This is a genomic window from Rufibacter sp. JT20002 (assembly GCF_056491185.1).
Window position 1 is genome coordinate 390,141 of sequence record NZ_JBSZJY010000004.1, and the last position, 26,514, is coordinate 416,654.

At 45.4% G+C, this 26,514-nt stretch carries 20 protein-coding genes; 17 read left to right on the top strand and 3 right to left on the bottom strand.

Annotation, left to right across the window (positions count from 1 at the left end):
* Positions 1 to 18: 18 nt before the first annotated feature.
* The 10 genes from ACW9SV_RS18415 (at position 19) to ACW9SV_RS18460 (ending at position 16,138) form a co-directional block, all read left to right on the top strand.
* The gene (locus ACW9SV_RS18415) at positions 19 to 2,556 is read left to right on the top strand and encodes a glycoside hydrolase family 2 TIM barrel-domain containing protein (RefSeq protein WP_479558234.1); all 2,538 of its coding nucleotides are present in this window, start codon (positions 19 to 21) and stop codon (positions 2,554 to 2,556) included.
* Between the two features lie 106 nt (positions 2,557 to 2,662).
* Positions 2,663 to 4,711 (top strand): PKD domain-containing protein, encoded by a 2,049-nt coding sequence (locus ACW9SV_RS18420; protein ID WP_479558235.1) that lies wholly within the window; start codon positions 2,663 to 2,665, stop codon positions 4,709 to 4,711.
* 219 nt (positions 4,712 to 4,930) lie between these two features.
* The gene (locus ACW9SV_RS18425; RefSeq protein ID WP_479558236.1) at positions 4,931 to 6,328 is read left to right on the top strand and encodes a sulfatase family protein; all 1,398 of its coding nucleotides are present in this window, start codon (positions 4,931 to 4,933) and stop codon (positions 6,326 to 6,328) included.
* A gap of 100 nt (positions 6,329 to 6,428) precedes the next feature.
* Positions 6,429 to 7,556, top strand: coding sequence for a formylglycine-generating enzyme family protein (locus tag ACW9SV_RS18430; RefSeq protein WP_479558237.1), 1,128 nt, complete (start codon positions 6,429 to 6,431; stop codon positions 7,554 to 7,556).
* Between the two features lie 256 nt (positions 7,557 to 7,812).
* Complete coding sequence (locus ACW9SV_RS18435; protein ID WP_479558238.1) at positions 7,813 to 8,847, top strand: alpha/beta hydrolase; 1,035 nt, start codon at positions 7,813 to 7,815, stop codon at positions 8,845 to 8,847.
* 212 nt (positions 8,848 to 9,059) lie between these two features.
* On the top strand, positions 9,060 to 11,495 hold the full coding sequence (locus ACW9SV_RS18440; RefSeq protein WP_479558239.1) for a glycoside hydrolase family 3 N-terminal domain-containing protein: 2,436 nt from the start codon (positions 9,060 to 9,062) through the stop codon (positions 11,493 to 11,495).
* Between the two features lie 51 nt (positions 11,496 to 11,546).
* Positions 11,547 to 13,274: a family 43 glycosylhydrolase gene (locus ACW9SV_RS18445; RefSeq protein ID WP_479558240.1), complete on the top strand. Its 1,728-nt coding sequence runs from the start codon at positions 11,547 to 11,549 to the stop codon at positions 13,272 to 13,274.
* Between the two features lie 13 nt (positions 13,275 to 13,287).
* Positions 13,288 to 14,094, top strand: coding sequence for an SDR family NAD(P)-dependent oxidoreductase (locus ACW9SV_RS18450; protein ID WP_479558241.1), 807 nt, complete (start codon positions 13,288 to 13,290; stop codon positions 14,092 to 14,094).
* 184 nt (positions 14,095 to 14,278) lie between these two features.
* Entirely contained in the window at positions 14,279 to 15,178 is a 900-nt protein-coding gene (locus ACW9SV_RS18455; protein WP_479558242.1) for an alpha/beta hydrolase, read from the top strand.
* Between the two features lie 138 nt (positions 15,179 to 15,316).
* Positions 15,317 to 16,138, top strand: coding sequence for a CE1 family esterase (locus ACW9SV_RS18460; protein ID WP_479558243.1), 822 nt, complete (start codon positions 15,317 to 15,319; stop codon positions 16,136 to 16,138).
* Positions 16,139 to 16,656: 518 nt separating this feature from the next.
* Here the strand turns inward: ACW9SV_RS18460 and ACW9SV_RS18465 are convergent.
* From ACW9SV_RS18465 to ACW9SV_RS18475, 3 genes are all read right to left on the bottom strand, one after another.
* Positions 16,657 to 17,658 (bottom strand): hypothetical protein, encoded by a 1,002-nt coding sequence (locus ACW9SV_RS18465; RefSeq protein ID WP_479558244.1) that lies wholly within the window; start codon positions 17,656 to 17,658, stop codon positions 16,657 to 16,659.
* A gap of 544 nt (positions 17,659 to 18,202) precedes the next feature.
* The gene (locus ACW9SV_RS18470) at positions 18,203 to 18,973 is read right to left on the bottom strand and encodes a LytR/AlgR family response regulator transcription factor (protein WP_479558245.1); all 771 of its coding nucleotides are present in this window, start codon (positions 18,971 to 18,973) and stop codon (positions 18,203 to 18,205) included.
* On the bottom strand, positions 18,948 to 19,850 hold the full coding sequence (locus ACW9SV_RS18475; protein ID WP_479558246.1) for a sensor histidine kinase: 903 nt from the start codon (positions 19,848 to 19,850) through the stop codon (positions 18,948 to 18,950). The genes ACW9SV_RS18470 and ACW9SV_RS18475 overlap by 26 nt, the downstream gene beginning before the upstream one ends.
* 547 nt (positions 19,851 to 20,397) lie before the next feature.
* Here ACW9SV_RS18475 and ACW9SV_RS18480 point away from each other — a divergent pair.
* From ACW9SV_RS18480 to ACW9SV_RS18510, 7 genes are all read left to right on the top strand, one after another.
* Positions 20,398 to 20,820: a MarR family winged helix-turn-helix transcriptional regulator gene (locus ACW9SV_RS18480; protein WP_479558247.1), complete on the top strand. Its 423-nt coding sequence runs from the start codon at positions 20,398 to 20,400 to the stop codon at positions 20,818 to 20,820.
* A gap of 171 nt (positions 20,821 to 20,991) precedes the next feature.
* A complete protein-coding gene (gene spt, locus ACW9SV_RS18485; RefSeq protein WP_479558248.1) occupies positions 20,992 to 22,233 on the top strand; it encodes a serine palmitoyltransferase in 1,242 nt (413 codons plus the stop codon).
* Positions 22,211 to 23,329 (top strand): GNAT family N-acetyltransferase, encoded by a 1,119-nt coding sequence (locus tag ACW9SV_RS18490; RefSeq protein WP_479558249.1) that lies wholly within the window; start codon positions 22,211 to 22,213, stop codon positions 23,327 to 23,329. Before spt ends, ACW9SV_RS18490 begins: the two co-directional genes overlap by 23 nt.
* Entirely contained in the window at positions 23,326 to 24,312 is a 987-nt protein-coding gene (locus ACW9SV_RS18495) for an NAD-dependent epimerase/dehydratase family protein (RefSeq protein ID WP_479558250.1), read from the top strand. The genes ACW9SV_RS18490 and ACW9SV_RS18495 overlap by 4 nt, the downstream gene beginning before the upstream one ends.
* A gap of 27 nt (positions 24,313 to 24,339) precedes the next feature.
* Positions 24,340 to 25,665: an inositol-3-phosphate synthase gene (locus ACW9SV_RS18500; RefSeq protein WP_479558251.1), complete on the top strand. Its 1,326-nt coding sequence runs from the start codon at positions 24,340 to 24,342 to the stop codon at positions 25,663 to 25,665.
* Positions 25,666 to 25,672: 7 nt separating this feature from the next.
* Positions 25,673 to 26,131 (top strand): phosphatidylglycerophosphatase A family protein, encoded by a 459-nt coding sequence (locus ACW9SV_RS18505; RefSeq protein WP_479558252.1) that lies wholly within the window; start codon positions 25,673 to 25,675, stop codon positions 26,129 to 26,131.
* Entirely contained in the window at positions 26,132 to 26,503 is a 372-nt protein-coding gene (locus ACW9SV_RS18510; RefSeq protein WP_479558253.1) for a GtrA family protein, read from the top strand. It abuts the gene before it with no gap.
* Positions 26,504 to 26,514 lie beyond the last annotated feature (11 nt).

Here is a 26,514-nt window from a genome sequence, read left to right on the forward strand (position 1 = left end):
ATAAGTAAAGCGCTTATCATGCAGGAATATGTAAAGAATTTTATTGTTTGGGTTTTTCTAATGACCGTGGGGTTTACAGCTCACTCGCAAACCAACTCAGTCCGCAAAACCATTGCGTTTAATAGTGACTGGAAGTTTGTGAAAGACAGCCTTATAAACGCTGAGCAATATAGCTTTGATGATACTAAATGGCGGTCAGTAGACCTGCCCCATGATTGGAGCATTGAGGACTTGCCTAATCAGACACCTGATCAAGTTGCGGGTCCTTTTTCCAAAAAAAGTATTGGCAGAGCATCTACTGGCTGGACAGTTGGTGGTACGGGCTGGTATAGAAAGACATTTACCATTGAAAAGCAAGATGGGCAAAAACAAGTTTCCATTTTGTTTGATGGCGTGTATATGGATGCGGATGTTTGGATAAACGGTCAACATATAGGAAATCACCCCAACGGATATACGCCTTTTCATTTTAATCTAACTCCCTATCTAAAACCCACCGGTCAGAAAAATGTCATTGCCGTTCGGGTTAGAAATGAAGGAAAGAACTCCCGCTGGTATAGTGGTTCCGGAATTTACCGCCACGTGCTGTTATCTATTGCTGATCCTATACACGTGGCCACCTGGGGGGTGCATATCACCACTCCGGAAGTGACGCAAGGCCAGGCAAAAGTTCAGTTCAAAACCACCCTTAACAACACTGCGGCATCAAAGTCCAACATCAGGGTAAGCACGTCCATTGTGAACGGACAAGGGAAAGAGGTGGCAAGTGCTGCAAAGGAAATGACCCTGAAAGGAGAAGCTGTTCAGGAAGATGAACAAACCATTGCGCTTCCTAAACCTGTTTTATGGTCTCTTGAAAACCCTTATTTGTATACAGCTATTACCACCATACAGGTAAACGGTAAAACGGTTGATCAGGTAGAAAATACGTTTGGTGTACGAACGCTTGAGTTTGATGGAGCAAAAGGTTTTCTTCTGAACGGCAAGCGGATTATTCTGAAAGGCGGCTGCCTCCATCATGATAACGGTCCGCTTGGTGCGGCCGCTTACAATAGGGCAGAGGAACGCAAAATCGAGATTATGAAGCGGAATGGCTTCAATGCCGTGCGGAGCAGCCATAATCCTCCTTCCAAAGCAATGTTAGATGCTTGCGACCGTTTGGGTATGCTGATGATAGATGAGGCATTTGATATGTGGGTACGTCCTAAAAACCCGGATGATTACGCCATGCATTTCAATCAGTGGTGGAAAAAAGATTTGCAATCCATCTTGCTGCGTGACCGCAATCATCCCTCCATTATCATGTGGAGTATTGGGAATGAAATTTACGAAGCACCTGACTTACTAGGGAAGGAGTTGGCCAAGAAGTTGATTGACGAAGTTCATAGTTTAGATAAAACCCGTCCTGTGACAGAGGCTTTTGTGTATACGCCACCTTATACCCAGCAGCCCTTAGAATCTTACCAGCCTCACGCCGCGCTCTTAGATGTAGAAGGATATAATTACTTCTTAGAAGACAATCAACCCCATTTCCAACGGGATAGCCTTACTACTAAATTCTTTGACCGGCAGCATGCAAAATATCCTAAAAAGACCTATGTGGCTACCGAATCATTACCTCTGTACGCCCTTGAAAACTGGAATAAATCAATAGAAGCTCCCTATGTTTTGGGCAGTTTCAAATGGACCGCCTTTGATTATATGGGTGAAGCTGGAATTGGCTACTCTAGATTGAAAGATGCTTCAAGACCTGATTTGAAGGGATTGATTGGAATGGGTACTTTCTTTAAAGACGAATGGCCGATTTACAACTCGTATTGCGGCGATTTTGACCTGATAGGAAACAAGAAGGTGGCTTCTTACTACCAAGATGTGGTTTGGGGTACCAGCCCGATAGAAATGTTCGTGAAAGGCCCGTCTCCTGAAGGAATGAAAGAGGCCGTTGCTACCTGGGGTTTTCCCAATGAACTGAAGTCCTGGACCTGGACAGGATTAGAATCTCAGCCAATGCAGGTGCATGTGTACACAAGAAGCAAATTGGTTAAGCTACTGCTAAATGGGAAGCAGGTAGGAGAGCAAAAGGTTGAAGATGGCTCCATCACAGCCACCTTCCAGGTCAACTATCAGCCCGGAACGCTTGTGGCAGAGGGCTATGACAATGGAAAGAAAGTTAGTTCCACAGTTCTGACTACCACTGGCAAGGCAAAAGAACTTCGCCTGAAAACGGATGCCCAAAGTGCTACAACTACGTCAGATGATCTAGTTTATGTAAATGTGGAAGTGGTTGACGAGAAAGGGAATGTGATCCTGCAGGATAATACCTCGGAGATAGCCTTTGAAGTAGGGGGCAAAGCAAAAATCGCTGCAGTAGGCAACGGCAGTCCTAATGACATGAGTAGCTTTCAACAAAACCATAAAAAGGTTTATCAGGGAAGAGGCATGCTCATTGTTCAACCAACGGAAAAAGAGGGCAAAATCAAAGTAAAAGCTACTGCTCCCGGTTTGAAATCAGCAGAGTTGACCATCTCTCCAAACGATTTAGCTTCTCGGAAATAATTGTAGCAGCAAGTTTAAAAAGATCACAATTAGTACATGTTCAAATTTGAAGATGAAATTGAAAGCCAAATACCCGTACATAATTGCGTGTGTTCTTTTGGGCTTAATGAGCTTTACAAAGTCATTCGGTCAAAAGTATACGCCCACTACAGACACGCTTTTCAAAGAACCCTATGTAGATGTAGATGAATGGCGGAATGCGCCTGTTCGGCACCGGTATGTCCATGGTGGATTTAAAGGAACGGATACCCGCTTTTCCTTTTACTTTCCGCAAAAAGACCAATATCAGGGACGTTTCTTTCAATACATTACTCCAGTACCAGATAGTGAAAAGTTATCGCAGGGGGCAAAAGGCGAAGGTGATAAAATTGGTTTTTCAATTGCCAGTGGTGCTTATTTCATAGAAACCAATGGTGGTGGTAAAGCCGCATTGCCTGGCTTGGGCGCAGATGCTACCATTGGGGCATATCGGGCCAATGCCGCCAGTGCGCAATATTCTAAGGCAGTGGCCAAGCAAATGTATGGCGAGCACCGCACCTATGGGTATGCTTTTGGCGGGAGTGGTGGTGCGTACCGGACCATTGGCAGCATGGAGAATACAGAGGGCGTATGGGACGGTGTAGTTCCTTTTGTGATTGGTTCTCCTATGGCTATTCCAAATATTTTCACGGTGCGCATGCACGCCATGCGCATTTTGTGGGATAAGTTTCCGCAAATCAATGATGCACTGGAGCCTGGCGGGAGCGGTGATATGTATGCTGGCCTGAACCAGGAGGAGAGAGAGGCACTTGAGGAAGTAACTAAATTAGGGTTTCCTCCTCAAGCCTGGCATGCCTATAAGACTATGGGTATTCATGCCTTTTCGGCTATCTACCCAGGTTTACTCATGGTGGATAAAAAGTATTTTACTGATTTCTGGAAAGAGGAAGGATATCTGGGAGCTAATCCACCTGCTTCACTTTTAAAAGGGCGTATCCAAAAGGTCAGCAAAATAAAAGAGGCCATCACTGAGGAAAAGGCTATTCAAATGGGAATAACCCATGGTCCTCTACCTGGAGAAGCACACGGAACCGCCGACGCTGCCTGGAAGAACCTGGGTGAAAAAGAAGGAACCATGCCAGTGGCCTTTCAGCTGGAAGATATGCTGCCCGATGTGCAATTTTTAGGTGGTGACTTAATCATTAAAAGTGGAGCTGCGGCAGGAAAAACCTTATTAATAACTGCTATAGCAGGTGATAAGATTATTCTTGGAACATCTGACCTGAAAGTATTAGCTGCCATTAAGCCTGGTGACGAAGTACAGGTAGATAATTCAAATTTCCTGGCTGCCCAAACGTACCACAGACACCAGGTACCCGGGAAGGAATACCGTGCCTGGGACCAGTTCCGGGATGCAGAAGGTAAACCGCTTTACCCACAGCGCCGCATGCTGTTAGGACCTCTCTTTACAAAGGCAACCACGGGAGAATTACCCACTGGAAAATTCAAGGGGAAGATGATAGTAGTGGAGTCTTTGTGGGATAGTGAAGCCTTTCCTTGGCAGGCAGACTGGTATCGTTCCTTAGTGAAGGAGAATCTGGGAGACAGCCTGGATAATAACTTCAGACTCTGGTACACCGACCATGCCAACCATGCCGATTTCGTAAATCCTGGTGATCCAACACACCTGGTGAGTTATCTGGGAGTATTGCAGCAGGCATTAAGAGACCTGAGCAACTGGGTAGAAAAAGGGGTGTCTCCACCGGAGAGTACCGCCTATAAGATAGTAGACAGTCAGGTAGAGGTACCTGCCACTGCCGCAGAAAGAAAAGGCATTCAGCCAATTGTTACATTAAAGGCAAATGGCGCAGATAAGGCAGAGGTGAAGAGGAACAAGCCTGTTACGTTCAATGCGGTGATTGATGTTCCTTCAAATGCCGGAGCAGTTGTTTCTGCCGAATGGGACTTTGAAGGTAAAGGCACTTTCCCTGTGACAGGAAAGCTGAGTGCAGGAAAGAACGGTTCTTCGCAAGTGACACTAACAGCCACGCACAAATATTCTATACCAGGTACCTACTTTGTGACGTTGCGGGCAGCATCTCAGCGGGAAGGAGATACCAACACTCCCTATACAAAGATCAAGAATCTTGGGCGGGTAAGAGTAGTTGTTAAATAGCTATTCTGTCAATTAGTCTCATTTTCTATAGGTCATTATAGACTCAAACAGCCCTAAAGGAATTGTATGAAAAGATGCTTTCGTTTTTAGGCTGTTTTTCATAAAACAGCTTGAAAACGAAAGACGATCAATTTTCTAAGAGACTAAAATCTGGCAGACAAAAACTATAGTTATCAATTTCTAAGAAATCAAACTAGTATGACTATCAATATAAACAGAATGCGTTTACTACTCGCACTTGTTTTGTTTGCTTGTTTTTCAGCACAAGCGCAAACTGGAAAGCAGCCAAACTTCATCATCATTTTTACCGATGATCTTGGCTATGGTGACCTGAGTTGTTACGGGCATCCCACCATTCACACACCTAATCTGGATAAAATGGCAGCAGAAGGCATGCGGTTCACGCAGTTTTATGTTGGGGCCAATGTGTGTACGCCAAGCAGATCTGCTTTGTTAACAGGAAGGTTGCCCGTAAGGAATGGGGTTTATGGGAAAAAGAATAGTGTATTTACCGCAAACTCACCTACTGGATTGCCGCATTCAGAAATAACCATTGCACAGGCCCTGAAAAAGCAGAACTATCAAACTGGAATTGTAGGCAAATGGCACCTCGGAAGTAAGGCTGAATACTTACCCTTGCGCTATGGCTTTGATTATTATTTCGGGATTCCTTACTCAAATGACATGGGCAAAATTAGTGCTGCAGGAAAAACTACCGGTACTGTAAACCCACCGCTTCCATTGTACAAAAATGAGCAAGTACTTGAAACAGAACCCGACCAGCGGTTACTAACGAAACGGTACACAGAAGAGGTGTTGGATTTCATCAGGAAAAACAAGAAACAACCGTTTTTCATGTACTATGCCAACAACTTCCCGCATACGCCCTTGTTCGCATCTAAAGATTTCGAAGGCAAGAGTAAAAGAGGCTTGTATGGCGATGTTGTAGAAGAACTGGATTGGAGTGTAGGAGAGATCCTGAATGAATTGAAAAAGCAAAAACTCGATAAAAATACCTTCGTAATTTTTACCAGCGACAACGGGCCTTGGTTATGGAAGGCTTTAGACGAAACAGGAGGCTCCGCAGGATTACTGTATGAAGGTAAATCCACCACTTATGAAGGAGGCATGCGGGTGCCTGCAATTGCCTGGTGGCCAGGGACAATTAAACCCAATCAAATCTCCTACTCCGTTGCAACAACAATGGATTTATATCCAACCATTCTTCGCCTGGCTAAAGCCGAGGTGCCTACAGATAGAGTTGTAGACGGAAATGACATCACTGATTTGTTGACAGGGAAAAAAGAGACGGTAACAGATGTCGTTTATTACTATCACCAGGATCGTTTGCAGGCGGTTCGTAAAGGGCCTTGGAAAGCGCATTTTAGCACCATGGCAAACTACTCCAGAAAACCTCTGGAGGAGCATAACCCCCCTTTGCTGTATAACCTTGAAGTTGACCCATCTGAGAAATACGATGTGGCTGAAAAACATCCGGAGATTGTAGCAGAACTGAAAAAGGTTTTCGAAGAACACAAGAAGAACATGGTAATGGCAGCACCACTTCTGGATATAGAGGCACCTGCAAAGGCCCCTGAGGCAGGCGCTTCTAAGTAAACTCAAGGTTTGAATTGCTACAGATGAGTTCAACTGCATACGTCTGAAGGCAGTTGAACTCATCCCACTAAAACATCACACATTTCAAAAAGCCTTGCTCATGAAACGGTGTAAAATTGTATTGATTGTTGCTCTTGTTTCAGGGCTGTTTTCATCAAATGATGCCTATAGCCAAAGCGCAGAAAAGCAAAAGGATATAGTGCTTTCCTGTTGCGTGAAGAAGTTGCCTAACCGCTTTGCCGCCACTTCAAATAGTTCTTCCACAGCTCCCACTGGAATGCAAAATGATTCCATGCGAGAAGGAATGGTTTGGATTGAAAGCGGAGCCTATCTGATGGGTTCCCCAGACGGAACAGGCAGGCCAGATGAATACCCGCAGCACAATGTGAGAGTAGATGGATTCTGGATGGATGCGACGGAAGTAACGAATGCACAATTCAAGAAATTTGTGGATGCTACCGGCTATGTGACCACAGCAGAGAAAGCACCAGATTGGGAAGAGCTCAAGAAGCAATTACCTCCTGGTACACCGAAGCCGGATCCTAGCCTTTTGGTGGCATCTTCCCTGGTTTTTACCCCGCCTGCACAGATGGTTGCTCTCAATGATGCTTCACAATGGTGGAGTTGGACAAAGGGGGCAAACTGGCGTCACCCGGAAGGACCGCAAAGCACTATTGAAGGCAAAGAAAATTACCCTGTTGTGCATATCTCTTGGGAAGACGCCAATGCCTATGCGAAATGGGCTGGCAAACGCCTTCCTACAGAAGCTGAATGGGAATGGGCGGCAAGAGGCGGTCTGTCTAACAAACCTTTCTCTTGGGGAACAGAAGATGTGGAAAGTGGTGAGGTAAAAGCCAATATATGGCAGGGGCATTTTCCGGATGTCAATACTGGGAAAGATGGTTTTGTAGGATTGGCACCGGTAAAATCATTTGCCCCCAATGGGTATGGGCTGTATGATATGGCCGGCAATGTATGGGAGTGGTGTTCTGACTGGTACCGGGGAGATACCTACAAACAGACCGCTGACCAAACAGCTGTCAATCCGAAAGGCCCATCAATGGGATATGACCCCGAAGAACCCACTGTTCCAAAGCGCGTCGTAAGGGGCGGTTCATTTCTTTGCCACGCTTCTTACTGCAGCAGTTACAGGGTTTCAGCAAGAATGAAAACTTCCCCTGATACCGGCCTTCAGCACACCGGCTTTCGATGTGTAGCGGATAAATAAAAGGAAAGCATTCTAAGCGCATGCAATCCATTTTAATTCAGAACACCTCTCTTTTGAGGTTATTCATTGAAACAGTGAACCTGTTTAGTAAAGCGAATTCCGGCAAGTAGTTCAAGCAATATTACTTCTTCTCAAAGCAGAATATGGGAAGGTTATCACTTTCGTTTTTGACCTCTTTTCAGGAAAACAGACCAAAAACGGCTTTAAATAGAATTCAACCATAGATGCTGTAGGTGACAGATTAAAAAAAAGTTAAATGGAAAACAGTCAAATAGAAGATGTAAAGAAAGGTACAGTTAGCATGATAGCATGTTTACTGTCTTTGCCATTGGCTCTATTCGCTTGTTTCCTTAACAATAGAATAAGAGTTTCTCTTTCATTGTTTCCAAGATTGGCGGCCTCCATTTTAGGCACGTTATTGTCGTTTGCGGCATCAGCTCAACAAGAGGTTCCTCTTTACTCAGGGGCAATCCCCAATTCTACCGGTTACAAAATAGGGGAGGTGCCAGAGAAATGGGAAAGCATGGTCCTGAAAAAGCGAATGATTTTAAATCCTTCTCTCTCCGTGTATCTGCCTTCAAAAGAAAAAGCAAGTGGGGCTGCTGTTATCATCTGCCCTGGAGGAGGTTATTGGTTTGAGAATGACAATGTAGAAGGGAAACGCATTGCAGAAACTATCTCGAAGTATGGAGTCACGGCATTTGTGCTGAAATACCGCCTGCCTTCTGACTCTATCATGCTTGACAAAAGCATAGGTCCCCTGCAGGATGCCCAGCAAGCGATTAAGCTTGTTCGTCAAAGAGCAAAAGAATGGAATGTAGACGCGGACAAAATCGGCATCATGGGTTTTTCCGCGGGTGGGCACCTGGCGTCAACTGCCGCCACGCATTTTGGAACGGCCTATATTCCTAACAAAGAAGCCATTAGTTTACGTCCCGATTTTTCCGTGTTGATTTACCCAGTGATCAGCTTTGAAAAAGGCTTGGTGCATGAGGGCTCTCGGGATAATCTGTTGGGCACAAAACCAACGTCAGATAAAATAAAACTCTTTTCCAATGAGCAGCACGTAACGGCGCAAACTCCGCCTACCTGGCTTACGCACGCCGGAGATGATACCATGGTGGTAGTTGGGAATAGTATCCGTTTTTATGAAGCCTTACTAAAAAACAGAGTGCCCGCAGAAATGCACCTCTACCCTAAAGGAGGCCATGGCTTTGTTCTCTTTCAACCAGCTGAAGAATGGATGCAGCCCTTATTTGTCTGGATGCGCAAAAATAAATGGATGAAATAGGCTTACATAGAACACGCAAGCAAACCCTAGCACTTAGTTAAAGCAGGAGTTATCAGGGAAACACAGCATGCCCCAACCGATGCTTCAATAATCCACCTCTTTCTAAGAGGGATAGCTAAGCAGCTTAAAATATAGGGTCAGTAACCTACTACCATTAAGGTATGGCAGATTTACTTGGCCTTTTTACAAAACGAGATTTAAAAATTATGATAATGCACCCTTCCGCAAAGAAAAAGATCTGGCTGACCACGCTATCCATTTGGGCAGGTTCGCTGGTAGCTTCTGGTCAACAGGCCGCTAATACAACCTCTACTCCAAAAGACGCCCAGGAAAAGTTTATCACCGTTAAGAATCTTCGGTTTAGGGATTTCAACCGCAACGGCCGCTTGGATGTATATGAAGATTACCGAAAGCCGATTGCCCAAAGAGCAAAGGACCTTCTTTCCAAGATGACTATGGAAGAAAAGCTGGTACAGCTCCAGTCACCGTGGTTTGGCAAAGCCAGGCTTTTTACCCGCAATGAATTTGATTGGGAGAAAGCTCAGGCAAACTTCCCCAACGGATTAGGGGAGATTCTACAACTTAGTCATGGTAATAATGTTCTTTCGCCTACCAGAACTCCCAATCCCGCAGAAGTGGCTGGATTGGCAAACAAGGTGCAGCGTTATTTTATTACCGGTACACGCCTGGGTATCCCTGTACTATTCCTGGAAGAAGGACTTCACGGGTTGATGGTCAAAGATGGAACTATGTATCCTTCTGCCCTGGGAATGGCCTCATCCTGGAATGAAGCCTTAACCCGGGAAGTATTTGAATCTGTAGCGAAAGAAGCCAGAGCAATTGGTGCGCACCGGGTGCTGGCACCAGTAGTTGACTTAGGGTTGGATCCAAGATGGGGACGTACTGAGGAAACTACGGGGGAGGATCCTTACCTGGCTTCAAGGTTGGGAGTAGCAAAAGTAAAGGGTTTACAGGGAGACGCTGCTGTTCCTGACAGTAATCATGTAGTGGCCAACCTAAAACACTTTGGGGCCCATGGTCAGTCAGAAAACGGAAGCAACATTGGGCCTGTCTTTGCTTCTGAGCGTTGGTTGCGGGAAGTGCATTTCCCACCCTTCCGGGCGGCCATTACAGAAGGGAAAGCCTTGGGGGTTATGCCTAACTACAATGAGATCAGTGGTATACCTACCCATGCCAGCAAATGGGCTCTCACAGATGTACTTCGCAATGAGTGGGGTTTCAAGGGAATCATCATTTCAGATTTGATGGCAGTGTCTCATCTTAAAACCTTCCATTATGTTGCTGCTGACAGTGCCGGGGCGGGTGCCAAGGCGGTGAACGCCGGGGTAGACATTGAGCTTACTGACAATAAAGCCATGTTCAGCTACCTTCCTGAAGGAATCAAGAAAGGGTATACCTCCATAGCGGACGTAAACAGCGCCGTGCAGCGGGTTCTGGAGCAAAAATTTCTATTAGGTTTATTTGAGCGTCCCTACATCAATGAGAAGCAAACCGCAGTCATTGGTTCAGACGCACACCGGGCACTTGCGCTTAAAGCCGCCCGCCAATCAATGGTTCTGTTGAAAAATGAAGGTAATCTGCTGCCTTTGGACCGAAAAAAATATAAGCGGATTGCAATCATCGGGCCCAATGCTGACAAATGTATTTTGGGAGGATATTCACAAATACCAAAATATGCTATCTCACCTTTGGCTGCCATTAAAGAGAAGTACAAAGATGTAGAGGTGGTTTATGCCGAAGGAAGCCGCCTGACGGATGAGGGGTCGCCTTATGGACCCACAAAATTGACACCTCACGAGCAAAATAAGAAACTCATCAGTGAGGCGTTGAAACTGGCCAAAAATGTGGATGCAATTGTACTGGTACTCGGCGGCAACCAGCGCATTTCACGGGAAGCCACCACGCCAGAAGCAGCCGGTGACCTTGCCAACCTGGAGTTACTAGGGGACCAGAATGAGTTGATTGATTCCCTGAAAGCGCTGAACAAGCCTACTGCCGCCTTCGTGTTCAGTGGCCCGCCTATTTCCTTTGCTCATCTTAATAACTCGGTTCCGGCCATAGTGCAGTGCTGGTATCTTGGGCAGGAAACTGGTTATGCGGTAGCAGAAACCCTGTTTGGTGATAACAATCCTTCTGGTAAACTACCCATCTCTATTGCCCGTTCTGCCGGACATTTGCCAGTCTACTACTTCAGAAAGCCTTCCGCCAGAACCAGGCCCTACCAATTTGACAGCATTACGCCTATGTACCCGTTTGGCTTTGGGTTAAGCTATACCAGCTACCAGTACAGCAATCTTCAGATTTCTAAGCCAACCATCTCTTCAAAAGAAAGCGTGACCGTTACTGTTGATGTAAAAAATACCGGTCAAAGAGAGGGCGAAGAAATTGTGCAGTTATACATCCGTGATGAAGTCAGTTCAGTGACCCGGCCTGTCATGGAACTGAAAGGCTTCCAAAGGGTGGCGCTGAAGCCTGGAGAAACAAAGAAGGTAAGCCTTACCATCACCCCTGAACACCTGAAGTTTTACGACCTCAACATGAAAGAAGTGGTGGAACCTGGTGACTTCACCATCATGGTAGGCCCTTCCTCTGATAAATATGAAAAGGTAAAACTTACTGTATTGTAAGCATGGTGCCTTTTAAAACGAAAAAAGTCACTGGTACTCCAAGTTCGGAACATGAATAAGAAAACACTTTACAGGATTGCTTTATCCCTGTTTGTCGGCTGCAACGCTTTGGGTGCTTATGCGCAAGCCTCTAAAGAACAAACTACCATCTGTAACCCCCTGAATTTAAACTACAGGTTCCAGTTAGACAAACCATCACGTCGTGAAGCGGCTGATCCAGTCCTTATTTTATTTAAGGATACGTATTTCTTATTTGCCTCAAAATCTGGTGGGTACTGGTCGTCTAAAGACTTGATAAACTGGACTTTCATCACTTCACGTGACCTTCCCTTAGAAGACTATGCGCCCACAGCTGCGGCAATAGGAGACACGGTCTATTTCATGGCCTTGGACAAGCGGATTTATAAATCAGCGGATCCATCAACCGGTCAATGGAAGGTGGCCAAAGATAACTTTCCGTTTTTCACAGGTGACCCAGATTTGTTCTTAGATGACAATGGCAAGCTTTACCTGTATTATGGGCTTTCTAACTTCAAACCAATTTCAGGGGTTGAATTGGATAGAAAGACACTTAGTCCCATTGGATCACCAGTTGAGTTGTTCAATACAAACAATAGTGATAATGGATGGGAAAGAAATGGAGACTATAATACTGCAAAAGGGAGACCTTGGCTGGAGGGTCCCTGGATGACAAAACACAAGGGCAAGTATTATTTGCAGTACTCAGTGCCCGGTACGCAATACAAAAGCTACGCTGATGGGATGCAGATCTCAGATTCACCCTTAGGTCCCTTTAAACCTGCTGATCACAATCCTTTTTCCTATAAGCCGGAAGGCTTCATTGCTGGTGCCGGCCACAGCAGTACCTTCCAGGATAAGTATGGAAACTATTGGCAGATATCAACGATGACCATCTCAGTGAAGCATCAGTTTGAGCGGCGTATAGGGCTTTTTCCAGCTTTCTTTGATAAGGACGGTACCTTCTATGCGTATACTGCATTTGGTGATTTTCCGCACAGAGTGCCCCAAAAGAAGCTGAAAGGCCCTGAAGACTATCAACCTTCTTCCATGTTGCTTTCCTACGGCAAGCCGGTAGAGGTTTCTTCAACTTTGTCTGGCCACCCTAAAGACAATGTTACCAATGAAGAAATCCGCAATTACTGGAGCGCTGAAACCGGAAACAAAGGTGAGTGGGTAATGGTTGATTTGCAGAATACCTCTCAATTAAGCGCCGTTCAGGTCAATTTTGCCGAAGAAGCCACTGCTCTTTTAGGTCGTTCAGATTCCATTTACCACCAGTATCTGCTGGAATACTCTACTGACAAGAAGAATTGGAAAACATTGGCCGATAAAACCCAAAACAAAACCGATGTGCCTCATGATTTCATTGAGCTTTCAAAACCAGTGAAAGCACGTTATGTAAGGCTCACCAATTACCATGTACCTGACGGAAAGTTTGCGGTATCTGGACTTCGAATCTTCGGCAAGGGTACTGGTAAATTGCCTTCTTCTCCTGCTGCATTTAAAGCTACGCGTGACCCCGAGGATGGTAGAAACGTGACGCTATCCTGGGAAAAAGCCCCTAATGCGACTGGCTACAACATTCGTTTTGGTACCCATCCTGATAAGCTCTATCATAATTACCAGGTTCTTAACACAGATACGGTAACCATTCACAGTTTAGGCCGGCTCCAGAAATACTATTTCTCCATTGATGCCTTCAATGAGAATGGGGTTGCCAAAGGCAAAACAACAGTAGCGTCAGATGTAACCAAATAATGAGGTCATAAAGATGAAGGTTCTAAATAAAGTGATTGTTGTAACCGGTGGTGGCAGCGGCATGGGCCGTGAGTTAGTACTCCACCTATTGGCCAAAGGAGCAAAAGTGATGGCGGCAGACATCAACGAAGCTGGTCTACAGGAAACGGTTGCGCTTGCATCTGACAGTCAAAATGCATTAGCTACTCAGGTGGTAGACATCAGTAATAAAACGTCTGTAGAATTGCTCTTCAAGAATACGGTGGCCCGCTTTGGTTATGTAGATGGCATCATCAACAATGCAGGAATTATTCAGCCTTTTATGAAAGTTGCTGACGTTTCTTATGAGATCATTGACCGGGTCTTTAATGTAAACTTCTTTGGTAAGCTTTACATGACGAAAGCTTTCTTGCCGCACCTTCTTACCCGTCCGGAAGCGCACATTGTAAATATCTCCAGCATGGGCGGGTTCTTACCCGTACCGGGACAAACCATCTATGGAGCCTCTAAGGCAGCAGTGAAACTTTTGTCTGAAGGGTTGAATTCAGAATTGTCCGGTACCAACGTAAAGGTAACCGTTGTCTTTCCTGGGGCGGTGAAAACCAATATTTCCAAAAATTCTGGCATCAATAACCCAAGACAGGGATCTGAAGAGAATAAATCTGCCAAGGTACTTTCGCCGGTAAAAGCAGCCCAGATTATTGTAGCTGGAATGGAGAAAGACAGCTATCAGGTGTTTGTAGGGAACGATGCTAAGATAATGGACTTGCTGTATCGGCTGAGCCCCAAAAGAGCAGCGGCTATGATTAGTAAGAAAATGAAAAGCTTATTAGCCAAATAAGAAGTGGAAAGGTTCTAACTAAGCAGCTGTTCAGAGCTTTCATGGATGTGCTTTATAGATAGTCTGCCGTTTCAAAGTTTCTGTTTTCGGCCTGTTTTTATGAAAACAGGCCGAAAACAGGAATGATGTTATAATGTCTGCACTACATTTTTTTAATTCACTACACAGCTTCTAATTAAAAAGGATGAAGTACAAAAACTTAGTTCAGGTTAAACCATTTCTGTTCTTATTTTTCCTCCTGGTAACAACCCTTTCCTTTGGGCAGCAGAAGGTTATTCCTTTGTACAAAGGCAAGCCTGCTGGGTCAGAGTCCTGGAATTGGAAAGAGCAAACCATTGATACCAATCAAGGTAAATCTAAGCTGGTCTACAATGTGGTAGAACCTACCTTGACCATGTACCCCGCACAAGGCCCGGTCAATACGGGTACGGCTGTCATTATTGCTCCCGGTGGAGGGTTATATACGTTGTCTATCAACTCAGAAGGGAATGAGGTAGCGGAATGGCTTAGCAAAAAAGGAGTGACCGCTTTTGTATTGAAATACCGACTTGTACATATTACCGGAGACCCTTCCAAAGCCTTCGGAGCTGCTTTTGGTTCAGGAAAAATTGATTCATTAATTAAGCCAGTCACGCCACTTGCCATGAAGGATGGCCTGGCTGCGGTTGCACATGTACGAAAGAATGCGGGTGCCTATAAGATTAATCCAGACCGTATCGGTTTTATGGGCTTTTCGGCGGGAGGTGGAGTAACCATGTCAGTTGCTTACAATGCCACAAATGAAACCCGCCCTAATTTCATTGCACCCATCTATGCCTGGGATAAAAATATAGTAGGCAGCAATACCCCATCCGAAAAGATGCCTGCCTTTATAGCCGTAGCTTCGGATGACCCCTTAAGGCTGGTACCTGTTAGCATTGAAATCTATACTAAATGGAAAGCGGCTAATCAGAAGGCCCAGTTAATGGTGTACCAGAATGGTGGTCACGGTTTTGGTATGAACAAGCAAAACAAATTATCAGACCCTTGGATCAATCATTTTGGAGAGTGGCTAAACGCCAATGGCCTGCTTCAGCCAGAATGAGGGAGTTAAATGTTTAGCAGATCGCTTTATTTCCCGCCCTTAACATGATAAGTTTTACCCACCTACAACAATGATATGAAAGTTTACTTTGGTCTTATTCTAATTGTATTTTCCTTTTTGCAGGCACAGGGTCAGTCCATGACCAAAGATTCTGTATTGATTGAGGGGCATTACCGGACGTTCCGTTTTTCTAAACCGAAAGAGAAAGTCAAAGGCAGGAACCTGCTCTTTGTTCTTCACGGTTCAAATGGAAACGGGGAAACGATGATGAAACCCGCAGCAAAGCTACAGGCCAAAGCTGAGAAAGAGGCCATTCTTTTAGTGTATCCGGACGGGTACAAGAAGTACTGGAACGAGTGTAGAAAAGGGGCGACTTCAGAAGCAAACGTTGAGGACATCAACGAAGAGGCATTTTTCAATGCGATGATCAAGTATTTCGAAAAGAACCACAAGGTAAACAAGAAAGGGTTCTTTGCGATAGGTCTATCCGGCGGCGGTCATATGTCCTATAAACTAGCGATGACGATGCCCCGGAAATGCCGAGGGATTAGCGCCATCGTAGCCAACGTGCCGGACACGACCAACATGGACTGTGCCGAAGCAAGAAAGCCCGTTGCCGTCCTGATCACCAACGGTACGCTTGACCCGCTCAATCCATATAAAGGCGGCAAGATGATCATGAGTGGCACCTCGTGGGGAGAGGTACGGTCTACAGAACGTTCCTTTCAGTACTGGGCAGACGTGGCAGGTTACAAAGGACAACCCATCATGGAAGAACTGCCGGATGCAGATACCACCTCCAATAGGCAAACCATTACCCGGTATACCTATAAGGAAGAAGAAAAACCGGAAGTAACGTTGCTGCGGGTGAATAACGGGTCACATGCTTTCCCCAGAGATATTGATATTTTCCTTGAATCATGGGCTTTCTTCCAAAGAGAAATAAAGAGGGAAGATTAGAGCTGCGCTAAGAGAAATAACGAAACAGTACTTTGAACCGGAATTGCTTTAAATAGATTTTCAGGGTTTGAATTCTTTCGTGTAAGTAAGAACAAATATCATCTGTTTCATTGGTGATGATAATATGATAAAAGCATGTTTACTTTTTCGCTTATCGAGCCAAAAAGTAAACATGCTCTAAATCGTTGCACAAGCGCAGAACAGCTATCCATGTTCTGTAAATGTTAACAAGAAAGTCTCTGATCTGTTTGGAACTTAAGCCAACAGATTAGTATGCAGACAGAATTTCCTTTCCCTATTTTGTCATCTTGGAAAGATCTTGTGGGCAAACTAGAAAAGCACCTATAGTTCGCTACTGCCGTCCGCAAACAAGATCCTTCCTGGATGACAACAAATAATATGGGAAACTATTTTTATCCTCCCACATATAAATCAAGAAAGAATAAAACAGGCAATTTATCATGGGGTACATACCTGCTAAGGTCTTCACATATACCTTAATATTTTATGTTAGCCCCCTACTTTGACCAAAATGGAAGAAATGAAACGCCCAGTCGGAGGTAAGGAACAGGGGGTTGGGTGTTTTTGATAAATTCATCCGAATTCTTCTGGCCTTCAAATACTTTGGAAGTGAACGTTGAACGTATACCTCCACTAACCGTAAATATCATTTTATTGGTTACCAAATGCTCAAACACAAGCCCTGATTTCATTTCAAGCGTTGAGAAGGCGTGTTCAATAGGTAAGTTCACGATATCACGTTTGTAGAGAGAAAGATTTCCTCCTATGTTATTGGAAAGTGAGAGTGAGTTACGGGAACCAAACTCTTTGCGCAAGGCTATTGCCGACGGATCCAAAGAGAATTCAAGTCCGGGTTTGAACCTGTATGAATAGCTGATGAACGGAATAATCGGAATTGGAATAGATGGATCTAGTAAACCAATCATACCTACAGAAAAGGTAGATTTCTCGGTTTTTCGTAAGGTCATTGTCATAACACCTGTTCCATTGAACCTGTATTGTCCAGTGACGGGATCTACTAACGTAGAGGCTGTTACAGAATAGATAACGGGGCGGTTAAATAGTGAGTCAACTCGGGTATAGGTTAGCGATCCGCTAAGAAGAGTATTATGAACTTGGGTTTTTTCCAAAGGAAAAGAAGATTCATAGTTTATAATCTTATCTAATTCCATTGTCTGGTGACTTATAGCTACGCTTCCAGAAAGTCTGTTTTTGCCTTTGATTAAAATAGGGGCGTTGAAATAAGCATTGGTTCGTACCGTTCTGTATTTCCCTTCAAAAAAAGGTTTGCCGTACAAATCAGATGTAATATCTCCTGAAGCAAACATATCTGTTGATATACCGGCCTGCCTTACAAGTGGATTCTTCCACGCTAATTTATCTACATAACTTGCCCTTAAAGAATCCAGTACCTGGGCTTTTTGCTGATCTTGTAACGATTGCCCAATACTAGTTCCGGCATAAAAAGTGAAGGCAAATAGAAGAAGGAAATTTTTCATGTAAAACGTTTTAAGCAGTATCTAGGCACTAATATGTAAAGGTGTAAGCAAAATGGCTGTTTGAAAACTTCAGTTTATATGTTTAACCAAGGCATTTCAACTAGCTTTAAATTGCTATTTCTAAGAGCACGATTAACCACAGGCACATTATAAATGTAGAATCTGAATGTTTCTTATGGCATACTATTAACATTGCACATGAGAGCAGGTAGGTTGCCACCAGATGGCAAGGATAACAAGTTAAATCTTCTTGTCAGATCAAGTGATGCAGAGTTTTTGGGGTTCTAAGCATGAGAGTAGGAAGACACACTTTGTTCATAGATTGTCATGAAGCATTGTGGAATGCCTTTATGTTCTAAAATAGAGGATAAGTCTTTGCCCAAGAGGGAAATATTTTCCCCAAGCGGACAAAATGGAGGGGGAATGGACGGTTAACGAGGCTGATCCGAAACGTTTATTTAGGATGTTGTGTCTTCCAGAAACCGTCAGTACTGCAATTTTACGTACTGTATAAAATACTTTACCTAAGTAAGGGAATTGCTTATCAGGCAGTAGCCAGCCACTGCAGGAACTGCGGTACTCTTTCCTTGCTTACAGTAACGGTATCTTTGAAGGGGATGGAGAGAACGAGGGCTAGCCTCCTTGAAAAGTAATTGGAGGCCGCTTTCACGGCCATACGGTTTACCAACGTCTGCCGGTTGACTCTAAAGAATCCAGTTCCGGCCTCTTTCCCTAAGTCATCCAGGCTCTTGGCAATGAAATACGTTTTCCCCTCCATGGTCATTACTTGGGTGACCTCCTGCTCCAGGTAAAACAAAGCAATATCCTCTAGCCTGATAGGCAGGATCTGGTCTTTGTGATGCACCAGAATAGCCGATGCCTTCTGTTCTTCCCGCTCGGTGAACAGCTTCATGACCTTTTCATACATGAGCTGCGTCTGCTTTGTCTCTGCTCCAACTTTGGAGAAGGCGAGATACTTTTGCAAGGCTTTCAAGAGGGCACTTGCGGTAAACGGTTTCAGCAGGTAATCTATCCCGTTTGCCCGGAAAGCCTGCAAGGCATAGGAATCATAGGCGGTGCAGAAGATAACCGGTACCGTGGCGGGTATAGAAGAAAAAATCTCAAAGCTTAACCCGTCTCCTAACTGTATGTCGCTAATCACCAGATCAGGCATGGGGTGCTGGCTGAAATAGGAGATGCCATCTTTCACAGAGTGTACTATTCCTGCTATGTGCAGGTCTGGCTGAAGCTTCTTGAGCGTCTTGGCCAGGTAGTCAGCCATCAGGCGCTCATCCTCTATGATTACTATCTCCATGTTGATGCTGCAATTTAATGCTTACGGAAAATGTTTTGCCCATTTCTTCCACCTTTATCTCTTCTCCATTCCACAATTTATACCGTTGGGCCAAATTCATTAAACCCTGCCCGGTTGAGAATTCCTTATGCCTTTTTGGTTGAATGTTGTTGGAGACGGCTATCCAGTCTCCAAGGAGATCCACATGAATAGTAAGTGGGGAAGCCTCAGTTAACTCATTGTGTTTAATGGCATTCTCCAGCAGAGGCTGCAGGGAGAAAAAAGGTAGCTGGGCTTTTAAGGCTTTATTTTGGTTGATGTTTACCTGGTAATGCAACGCCTCTCCAAAACGAATTCGCTGCATCTCCATGTAGTCGTGGCAAAGCTGCAGTTCAGCTGCTAATGTGGAAATGCTTTTCTCGTTTTCTGAGATCGCCGCCCGCAGGTAGTTAGCCAGATGCACTAGGTAAGTTTCCCCTTGTTCTGGATTCACTTCATACAACACCTTCAGCGTATTAAGAGAGTTAAACAAGAAATGCGGATGGATTTGTTGCTTCAACACCAGCAAGGAAGCCTCACTCACTGCGCCTTTCAATTGCAGGTTCTCAATCTCCGTTTGTGCCTTTCTGTGTAGGAGAATGATATAATCCTGAAAAACCAGAATCAGGGAATTCGCTAAAACAATGCCTGCTATAATAAACAGCACTAGTTTGAAGTCAAAGGGAATCTTTATGTTGCTAATTGAAAATAGAGCCGCCCAGGAAACTAATAGAATGCCGGCGCTATAAAAGTGGCTGAGAAGGTAACGCTGTAGTTTATAAGACTTAGAGGTAAGTTGCCCCCTTAAAGAATAATAATTAAAGATAAGAATATGACAAGCCCCAATTCCAAACAGCATTACGGCTAGTTGGGCAGAGAAATAATAGGTTGTCGGTTTGTTGCCAATGCCAATGTAAAGGAAAAAGAAGTCAATAAGGCTTAGGAAAATAGCCATTATAAAGTTCAGGCGCCAAAGACTTTTGCTTGGGGAAATCAAAGACATAAGTTAAGGACAGGTTTATCTAGACAGTTGAGCTTACGTTGGCCTGTTTTGTAGAAACTACAATACCCCATTGAATAAATATTAGAGCTGCCATGAAACCTCAAAGGTAAGACTAGTCATTGAACCATTTTAAGATCAAACACCTAGGTAATTATAGTAAATCATTTAGATTCATCAGTTGAGGTTTATAATTTAGTCGTCAAGATTGCATAATAGTAAACCAAAAAATTTTAAAAGGAATACTTTCAATTCGTTTTGTATATAATCCTCTATAAATGAAAACCTAGCTTGCTGGGTAAGCACACGTTTTGCCTAATGGTGAGGTACTATCTTTTTAGATACCACTAATTAGTTGATGTTGTCAACTATTCTCCGCAATTTTGCAACAGTAACAGGGGAAGATATGAATGATGCGGCACATCTAGGCTTATTAATAGCCAGAACTGGTTTGATTTTAGGGAAAGCTGTGGAGAAGGAGTTTGAGAAAGCGGGGCTTGATATCACATACCAGCATTTCATTTTCCTTAATCTACTTTCTAAGGGTAATACACTTATCCAGCAAGACTTAGCAGATATTGTAAAAATTGATAAGTCTGCGGTATTACGAGTTATTACAACCCTAGAGGAGAAACAACTGGTGGAAAGGACCGGTGATACCTGTGACAAGAGAAAGAAGAACCTACACTTAACTATCTTAGGGACTACCTTACTAAAGCAGGCCCTTCAGATTGAGCATAGGGTAAATACAAAACTGCAGCAAGGGTTAACCAAAGAAGAAGTAGACACCTTCGTGCGTGTAGCGCTGCATTTAAGAAAACAAGATTAAAATTTTTTATACAAATAGTTGATTAAGTCAACTAAATGACTTAATGGTTGACTTAGTCAACTAATTTCTTGATACCACCACCCTCCTCTGGAGCTCTTGAGGAGAAACTGATTATGTAAGAAATCTGCACCAGCAGATTATCATGAGACTTGTAACTGTCTACTTAAAAAGATGGCAATTAAATTAAGCGAGAGGCTGGCAAACCGGGAGAAATCTGCTCCTGAAATGGCAGCGGAAAAGGCCCAGGAGGTAGGCGCTTATCCTTATTTCAGATCGATTGAATCGGCTCAGGACACAGAGGTCATCATAGATGGCAGGAAAGTGTTGATGTTTGGGTCTAATGCCTATTTGGGCCTTACCAATCATCCAAGGATAAAGGAAGCGGCCAAGCAGGCCATTGATGACTACGGCACAGGCTGCGCGGGATCAAGATTCCTGAACGGCACGCTGGATCTCCACCTGGAACTGGAAAGAAGGCTGGCTGCCTTTTTGGGCAAAGATGCCGCTTTGGTGTTCAGCACTGGGTTTCAGGTAAACCTGGGGGTAGTCTCCAGCTTAACCGGTCGCAACGATTATATTCTATTAGATGAATTCAACCACGCTTCCATCATTGATGGAAGCCGGCTTTCCTTCTCCAAGGTGCTCAAGTACAAGCACAATGACATGGAAGATTTGGAGCGCAAAATCAGCAAACTACCCGCTGATGCCATTAAAATGATTGTGGTAGACGGTATCTTCAGCATGGAAGGTGACATAGTGAAGTTGCCCGAACTGGTGGAGATTGCCAAACGCTATAACGGCAGCATCATGGTAGATGATGCCCACAGTTTAGGGGTGATTGGCGAAAAAGGAGCCGGAACCGCCTCCCACTTCGGGTTGACCGATGAAGTGGATTTGATCATGGGTACCTTCAGTAAATCCATGGCTTCTTTGGGAGGGTTTATTGCGGCTGATCATGCCACCATCCAGTACCTGAAGCACCATGCCCGCTCCCTTATCTTCAGCGCCAGCATGTCCCCGGCATCGGTAGCCAGTACATTGGCGGCTTTGGATATTATGGAGAACGAACCTGAATGGAGGCAGCGGCTGTGGGCTAATACCTTCTATATGACCCAACTTTTACAAGAAGAAGGATTTGAGTTAGGGCCCACGGAGTCTCCCATCATTCCCATCTATGTGCGGGACAATTACAAGACCTTTCTGCTCACCAAACTTCTGCAGGACAAAGGCATCTTCGTGAACCCGGTAGTAAGCCCTGCGGTACCGGCAGATTCAACGCTCATCCGTCTGTCAGTGATGGCTACGCATACGTTTGCCCAGATTGAAGTAGCCGTAGAGAAACTCTCCGAAGCTTTCAAAGAATTAGAGATTAACCTAAGCCAGGAACTGTATGTGGCAAGTACTGCCCGTTAACTCCAAGCAACTGCTCAAAGCCTTCATTGACTTTCCGCATGCGCTGTTTAAGGGTGATCCTAACTACGTGCCAGAGTTATTCCTGGGCCAGTGGGATTTGCTTACGCCGGGCAAGCATCCGTTCCATGAGCACTCATCTGTACAGCCGTTCTTGGTGTATGAAGGGAAAAAGATAGTGGGCAGGATTGCTGCCGTCCTTAATCGAAACCACAATCAAACCAACAGCAAGAGAGACGGGTTCTTTGGGTTCTTTGATTGCATCAACAACCAGGAAGTAGCCAATCTCTTGTTTAAAGTAGCTGCCCAGTGGCTGAAGGCGCAAGGTGCCGAGACCATGATAGGGCCAGTGAATCCTTCTACCAATGAGACCTGTGGAATGCTGGTGGAAGGCTTTGACTCTCCGCCCGTGGTGATGATGACCTATAACAAACCCTATAATCTGGATTTGCTGGATAGGGCAGGGCTGACCAAGCAGGTGGATTTGATTGCGTATCAGTTCACCGAACACTATAACGAACGGCCTTTTCGGATGACGAAGGTGCTAGAGGAGCGATTAAGCCGAAAAGACATCATCATCCGGAAGATCAACCTGAAGAAGTACAAGGAAGAAGTGGCCAAGTTGCGGGAGGTGTACAACCAGGCATGGGATAAAAACATGGGCTTCGTGCCTATGACTCCCCAGGAATTTGACCACATGGCCAAGGACATGAAAATGATCCTGGACCCGGATTTCTGCATGGTGGCCGAGCATAACGGGGAGATCATCGGCTTCTCTTTGTCCTTGCCAGACATTAACCAGATCCTGATCAACGTCAAGAAAGGACGGCTTTTACCAACGGGTATTTTTAAGCTGCTTTTCCAAAAGAAGAAGATAAACGGCTTACGCATCATTGCCTTGGGCGTGCTGGAAGGCTACCGCAAATTGGGCATTGAAGCCTGCTTCTACGGCCATGCCATGGAGCAGTTCAAAAAGAAGAAAATGAAAGTGGCAGAGGCTTCCTGGATTTTGGAAAACAACACCCTTATGAACCAAGGCCTCCTGAACATGGACGCCAAACCTTACAAAAAATACCGCATCTACGAAAAGGCGATATGAACGGAAGAGTACTGATCACGGGAGCCAGTGGCTTTGTGGGCTACCATCTGGTGGAAGCAGCGGTAAACGCAGGACTGGAAGTCTTTGCGGCGGTGCGTCCATCCAGTGAGGTAAACCATCTGAAGCAATTCCCAATTCAGTACACACACCTTGACTTTACCAGTGTAGCGGCCTTGCAGAAGGAACTGGAAGAAAAGCAGTACGCCTACATCATTCATGCTGCTGGTATCACCAAAGCCAAAGAGGCCCAGGAGTACAACCGAGTGAATGCCGAGTACACAAGGAATCTGGCTTTAGCAGCAGTGCAATCTGCCATTCCGCTGAAGAAGTTTGTTTTCATCAGCAGTTTGGCCGCTTTGGGGCCGATTTCCTATAAAGAGGGCAAAACCATCACGGAGGAGACTGAACCTAATCCCGTGACAAACTACGGCAGAAGCAAACTACTGGCCGAAAAGTACCTGGCAGAAGTAAAGGAACTTCCCTTGATAGTGTTGCGCCCTACAGCGGTGTATGGTCCAAGAGAAAAAGACATTTTTATCCTTTTCTCCACCATCAGCAAAGGGCTGGATCCTTACATAGGCAAACAAAACCAGCGGCTAAGCTTTGTGTACGTGCAAGATTTGGTCAAGGCAGTGCTGCAGGCCTTAGAGTCTGGGGTGACCCGAACCAGTTACAACGTGTCTGATGGCAAAAGCTACGAACGGTATGCGCTGGCTGATCTGGCTAAGAAAGTCCTCGGGAAGCAGGCCCTCAGAGTTCACCTTCCGTTGGGGTTGGTCAAGATCATAGCGGTTCTGTCTGAAAAGTTTGCCGGAGACAAAACCCCCGCTTTGAACCGGGAGAAAATAAGCGAGTTGGTGGCAGAGAACTGGAACTGCAGCATCGCCCGCATTCAAAAAGATTTACAATATGCCCCGGCGTATGAGCTTGAAAAAGGCCTTACCCATACGCTGCAGTGGTATAAAGCAAATAAGTGGTTATAAATAAGTGATTTACATTATCTAAGAACAATGGATTATCAAGTTAAGAACGCCGAAGGTCGGTTAGGGATTTTGATGCCAGGGTTAGGAGCGGTGGCGACTACCCTCATTGCCGGAGTTGAATCAATCAAGAAAGGGTTTTCACAGCCAGTGGGTTCCCTAACTCAGATGGGCCGTATCCGGTTGGGCAAACGCACCGATGATCGTTTCCCGCTTATCAAAGACTTCGTTCCTTTGGCTGGTCTGGACAACATCGTGTTTGGTGGTTGGGATGTGTATGCAGACAACGTATTTGAAGCGGCAACAAACGCGAAAGTGTTAGAGCCGATGTTGCTGCACGCCATCAGACCAGAACTGGAGGCACTTAAGCCAATGAAAGCGGTGTTTGACCGGTCTTTCGCCCGCAACCTGGACGGTACCCACGTGAAAGAGGGGGCCAACAAAATGCAACTGGCTGAGATGCTGATGGAAGACATCCGTACCTTCAAAGAGGAAAACAACTGCGAGCGTCTGGTAATGGTATGGTGCGGATCTACTGAGATTTACATCGAGGAGTCAGAAGTACATAGATCTATTGAAGCTTTTGAAGAAGGTCTGTTAAACAACGATCCGGCCATTGCACCAAGCATGATTTACGCGTATGCGTCCATCAAAATGGGTGTGCCTTTTGCCAATGGTGCTCCAAACCTAACTGTAGATATTCCGGCTATTGTAGAGTTAGCGCAGGAGTACGGCATCGCTATTTCAGGAAAAGACTTCAAAACCGGCCAGACCTTGATGAAGACCATTCTGGCCCCAGGTCTGCACGCCAGAGCGTTGGGCGTGAAAGGCTGGTTCTCCTCTAACATCCTGGGTAACAGAGACGGCTACGTGCTGGATGATCCGGATAACTTCAAAACCAAGGAAGTGTCCAAGCTGAGCGTGCTGGATGAGATCTTCCGTCCGGAGTCCAACCCTGAGCTCTACGGCGACATGTACCACAAGGTGCGCATCAACTACTACCCGCCTCACGGTGACAACAAAGAGAGCTGGGACAACATCGATATCTTCGGTTGGCTGGGCTACCAGATGCAGATCAAGATCAACTTCCTGTGCCGTGACTCCATCTTAGCCGCGCCGTTGGTTCTTGACCTTGCCCTGTTCACGGATTTGGCGCAACGCGCGGGCATGAGCGGCATCCAGGAGTGGCTGAGCTTCTACTACAAGTCACCGCAGACCGCCGAAGGTTTGGCACCTGAGCATGACATCTTCAAGCAATTGATGAAACTGCAGAACACCCTGCGTCACATGAAGGGTGAAGATTTGATCACGCACTTAGGTCTGGATTACTACCAGGACTTAGTAGATACGCTGTAATATCTACATGATACAATTACACAAACTCATTTCCACCAGCCTGGGCATCGGGTACGTGGGCAAGGGCGGAGGTACGGTTGCGGCCGTGGCCACCTGCCTGGTCTGGTACCTGTGGCAGGGCGGTGGGAATGAGCTTGGTCTCTGGCAAACAGGTGCCGCGTTGCTGATCACAGCGCTGGGTGTCTGGTCTGCTTATAAAGTGGAACCTTACTGGGGCAAAGACGACAAGAAAGTAGTGATTGATGAGGTGGCCGGCATGTGCATCAGCCTCCTGTTCATTCCGGTAACGGGTGCTACGCTGCTGGCTGCCTTGGTTTTGTTCCGCTTCTTTGATATCGCAAAACCCTTTGGCATCAGAAAAACCGAAAGCCTACCTGGCGGTTGGGGCGTGATGCTGGACGATGTGCTTTCCGGGGTGTACGCCAATGTGGTCCTGCAAATCATATTAATCATAGATCTATCCTAAATGTTTACCTTCTTACGGTCCCAAGCCGCCTCCCTGATTGCTTCTGGGGTTGACTTTCTGGTGACCATTTTTGCGGTAGAGTTTCTTGGTGTATGGTATGTAGCCGCCACTGTAGCAGGCACTATTTCCGGGGGAATTACGCATTTTTCCATAGGCAGAACCTGGGTGTTTCATGCCGCTCATAGAGCAATCCCTACGCAGGCCACCAAATACTTCCTGGTGTGGGGCGGAAGCTTTCTGCTCAACGCCTCGGGGGTGTTCCTGTTCACCCATTACCTGGGTCTCAACTATCTACATTCCAAAATCGCTGTTGCTTTACTGGTAGGCTTTTTCTACAATTTTATTCTTCAAAAGAGATATGTATTCATCTAAAAAGGTATTTG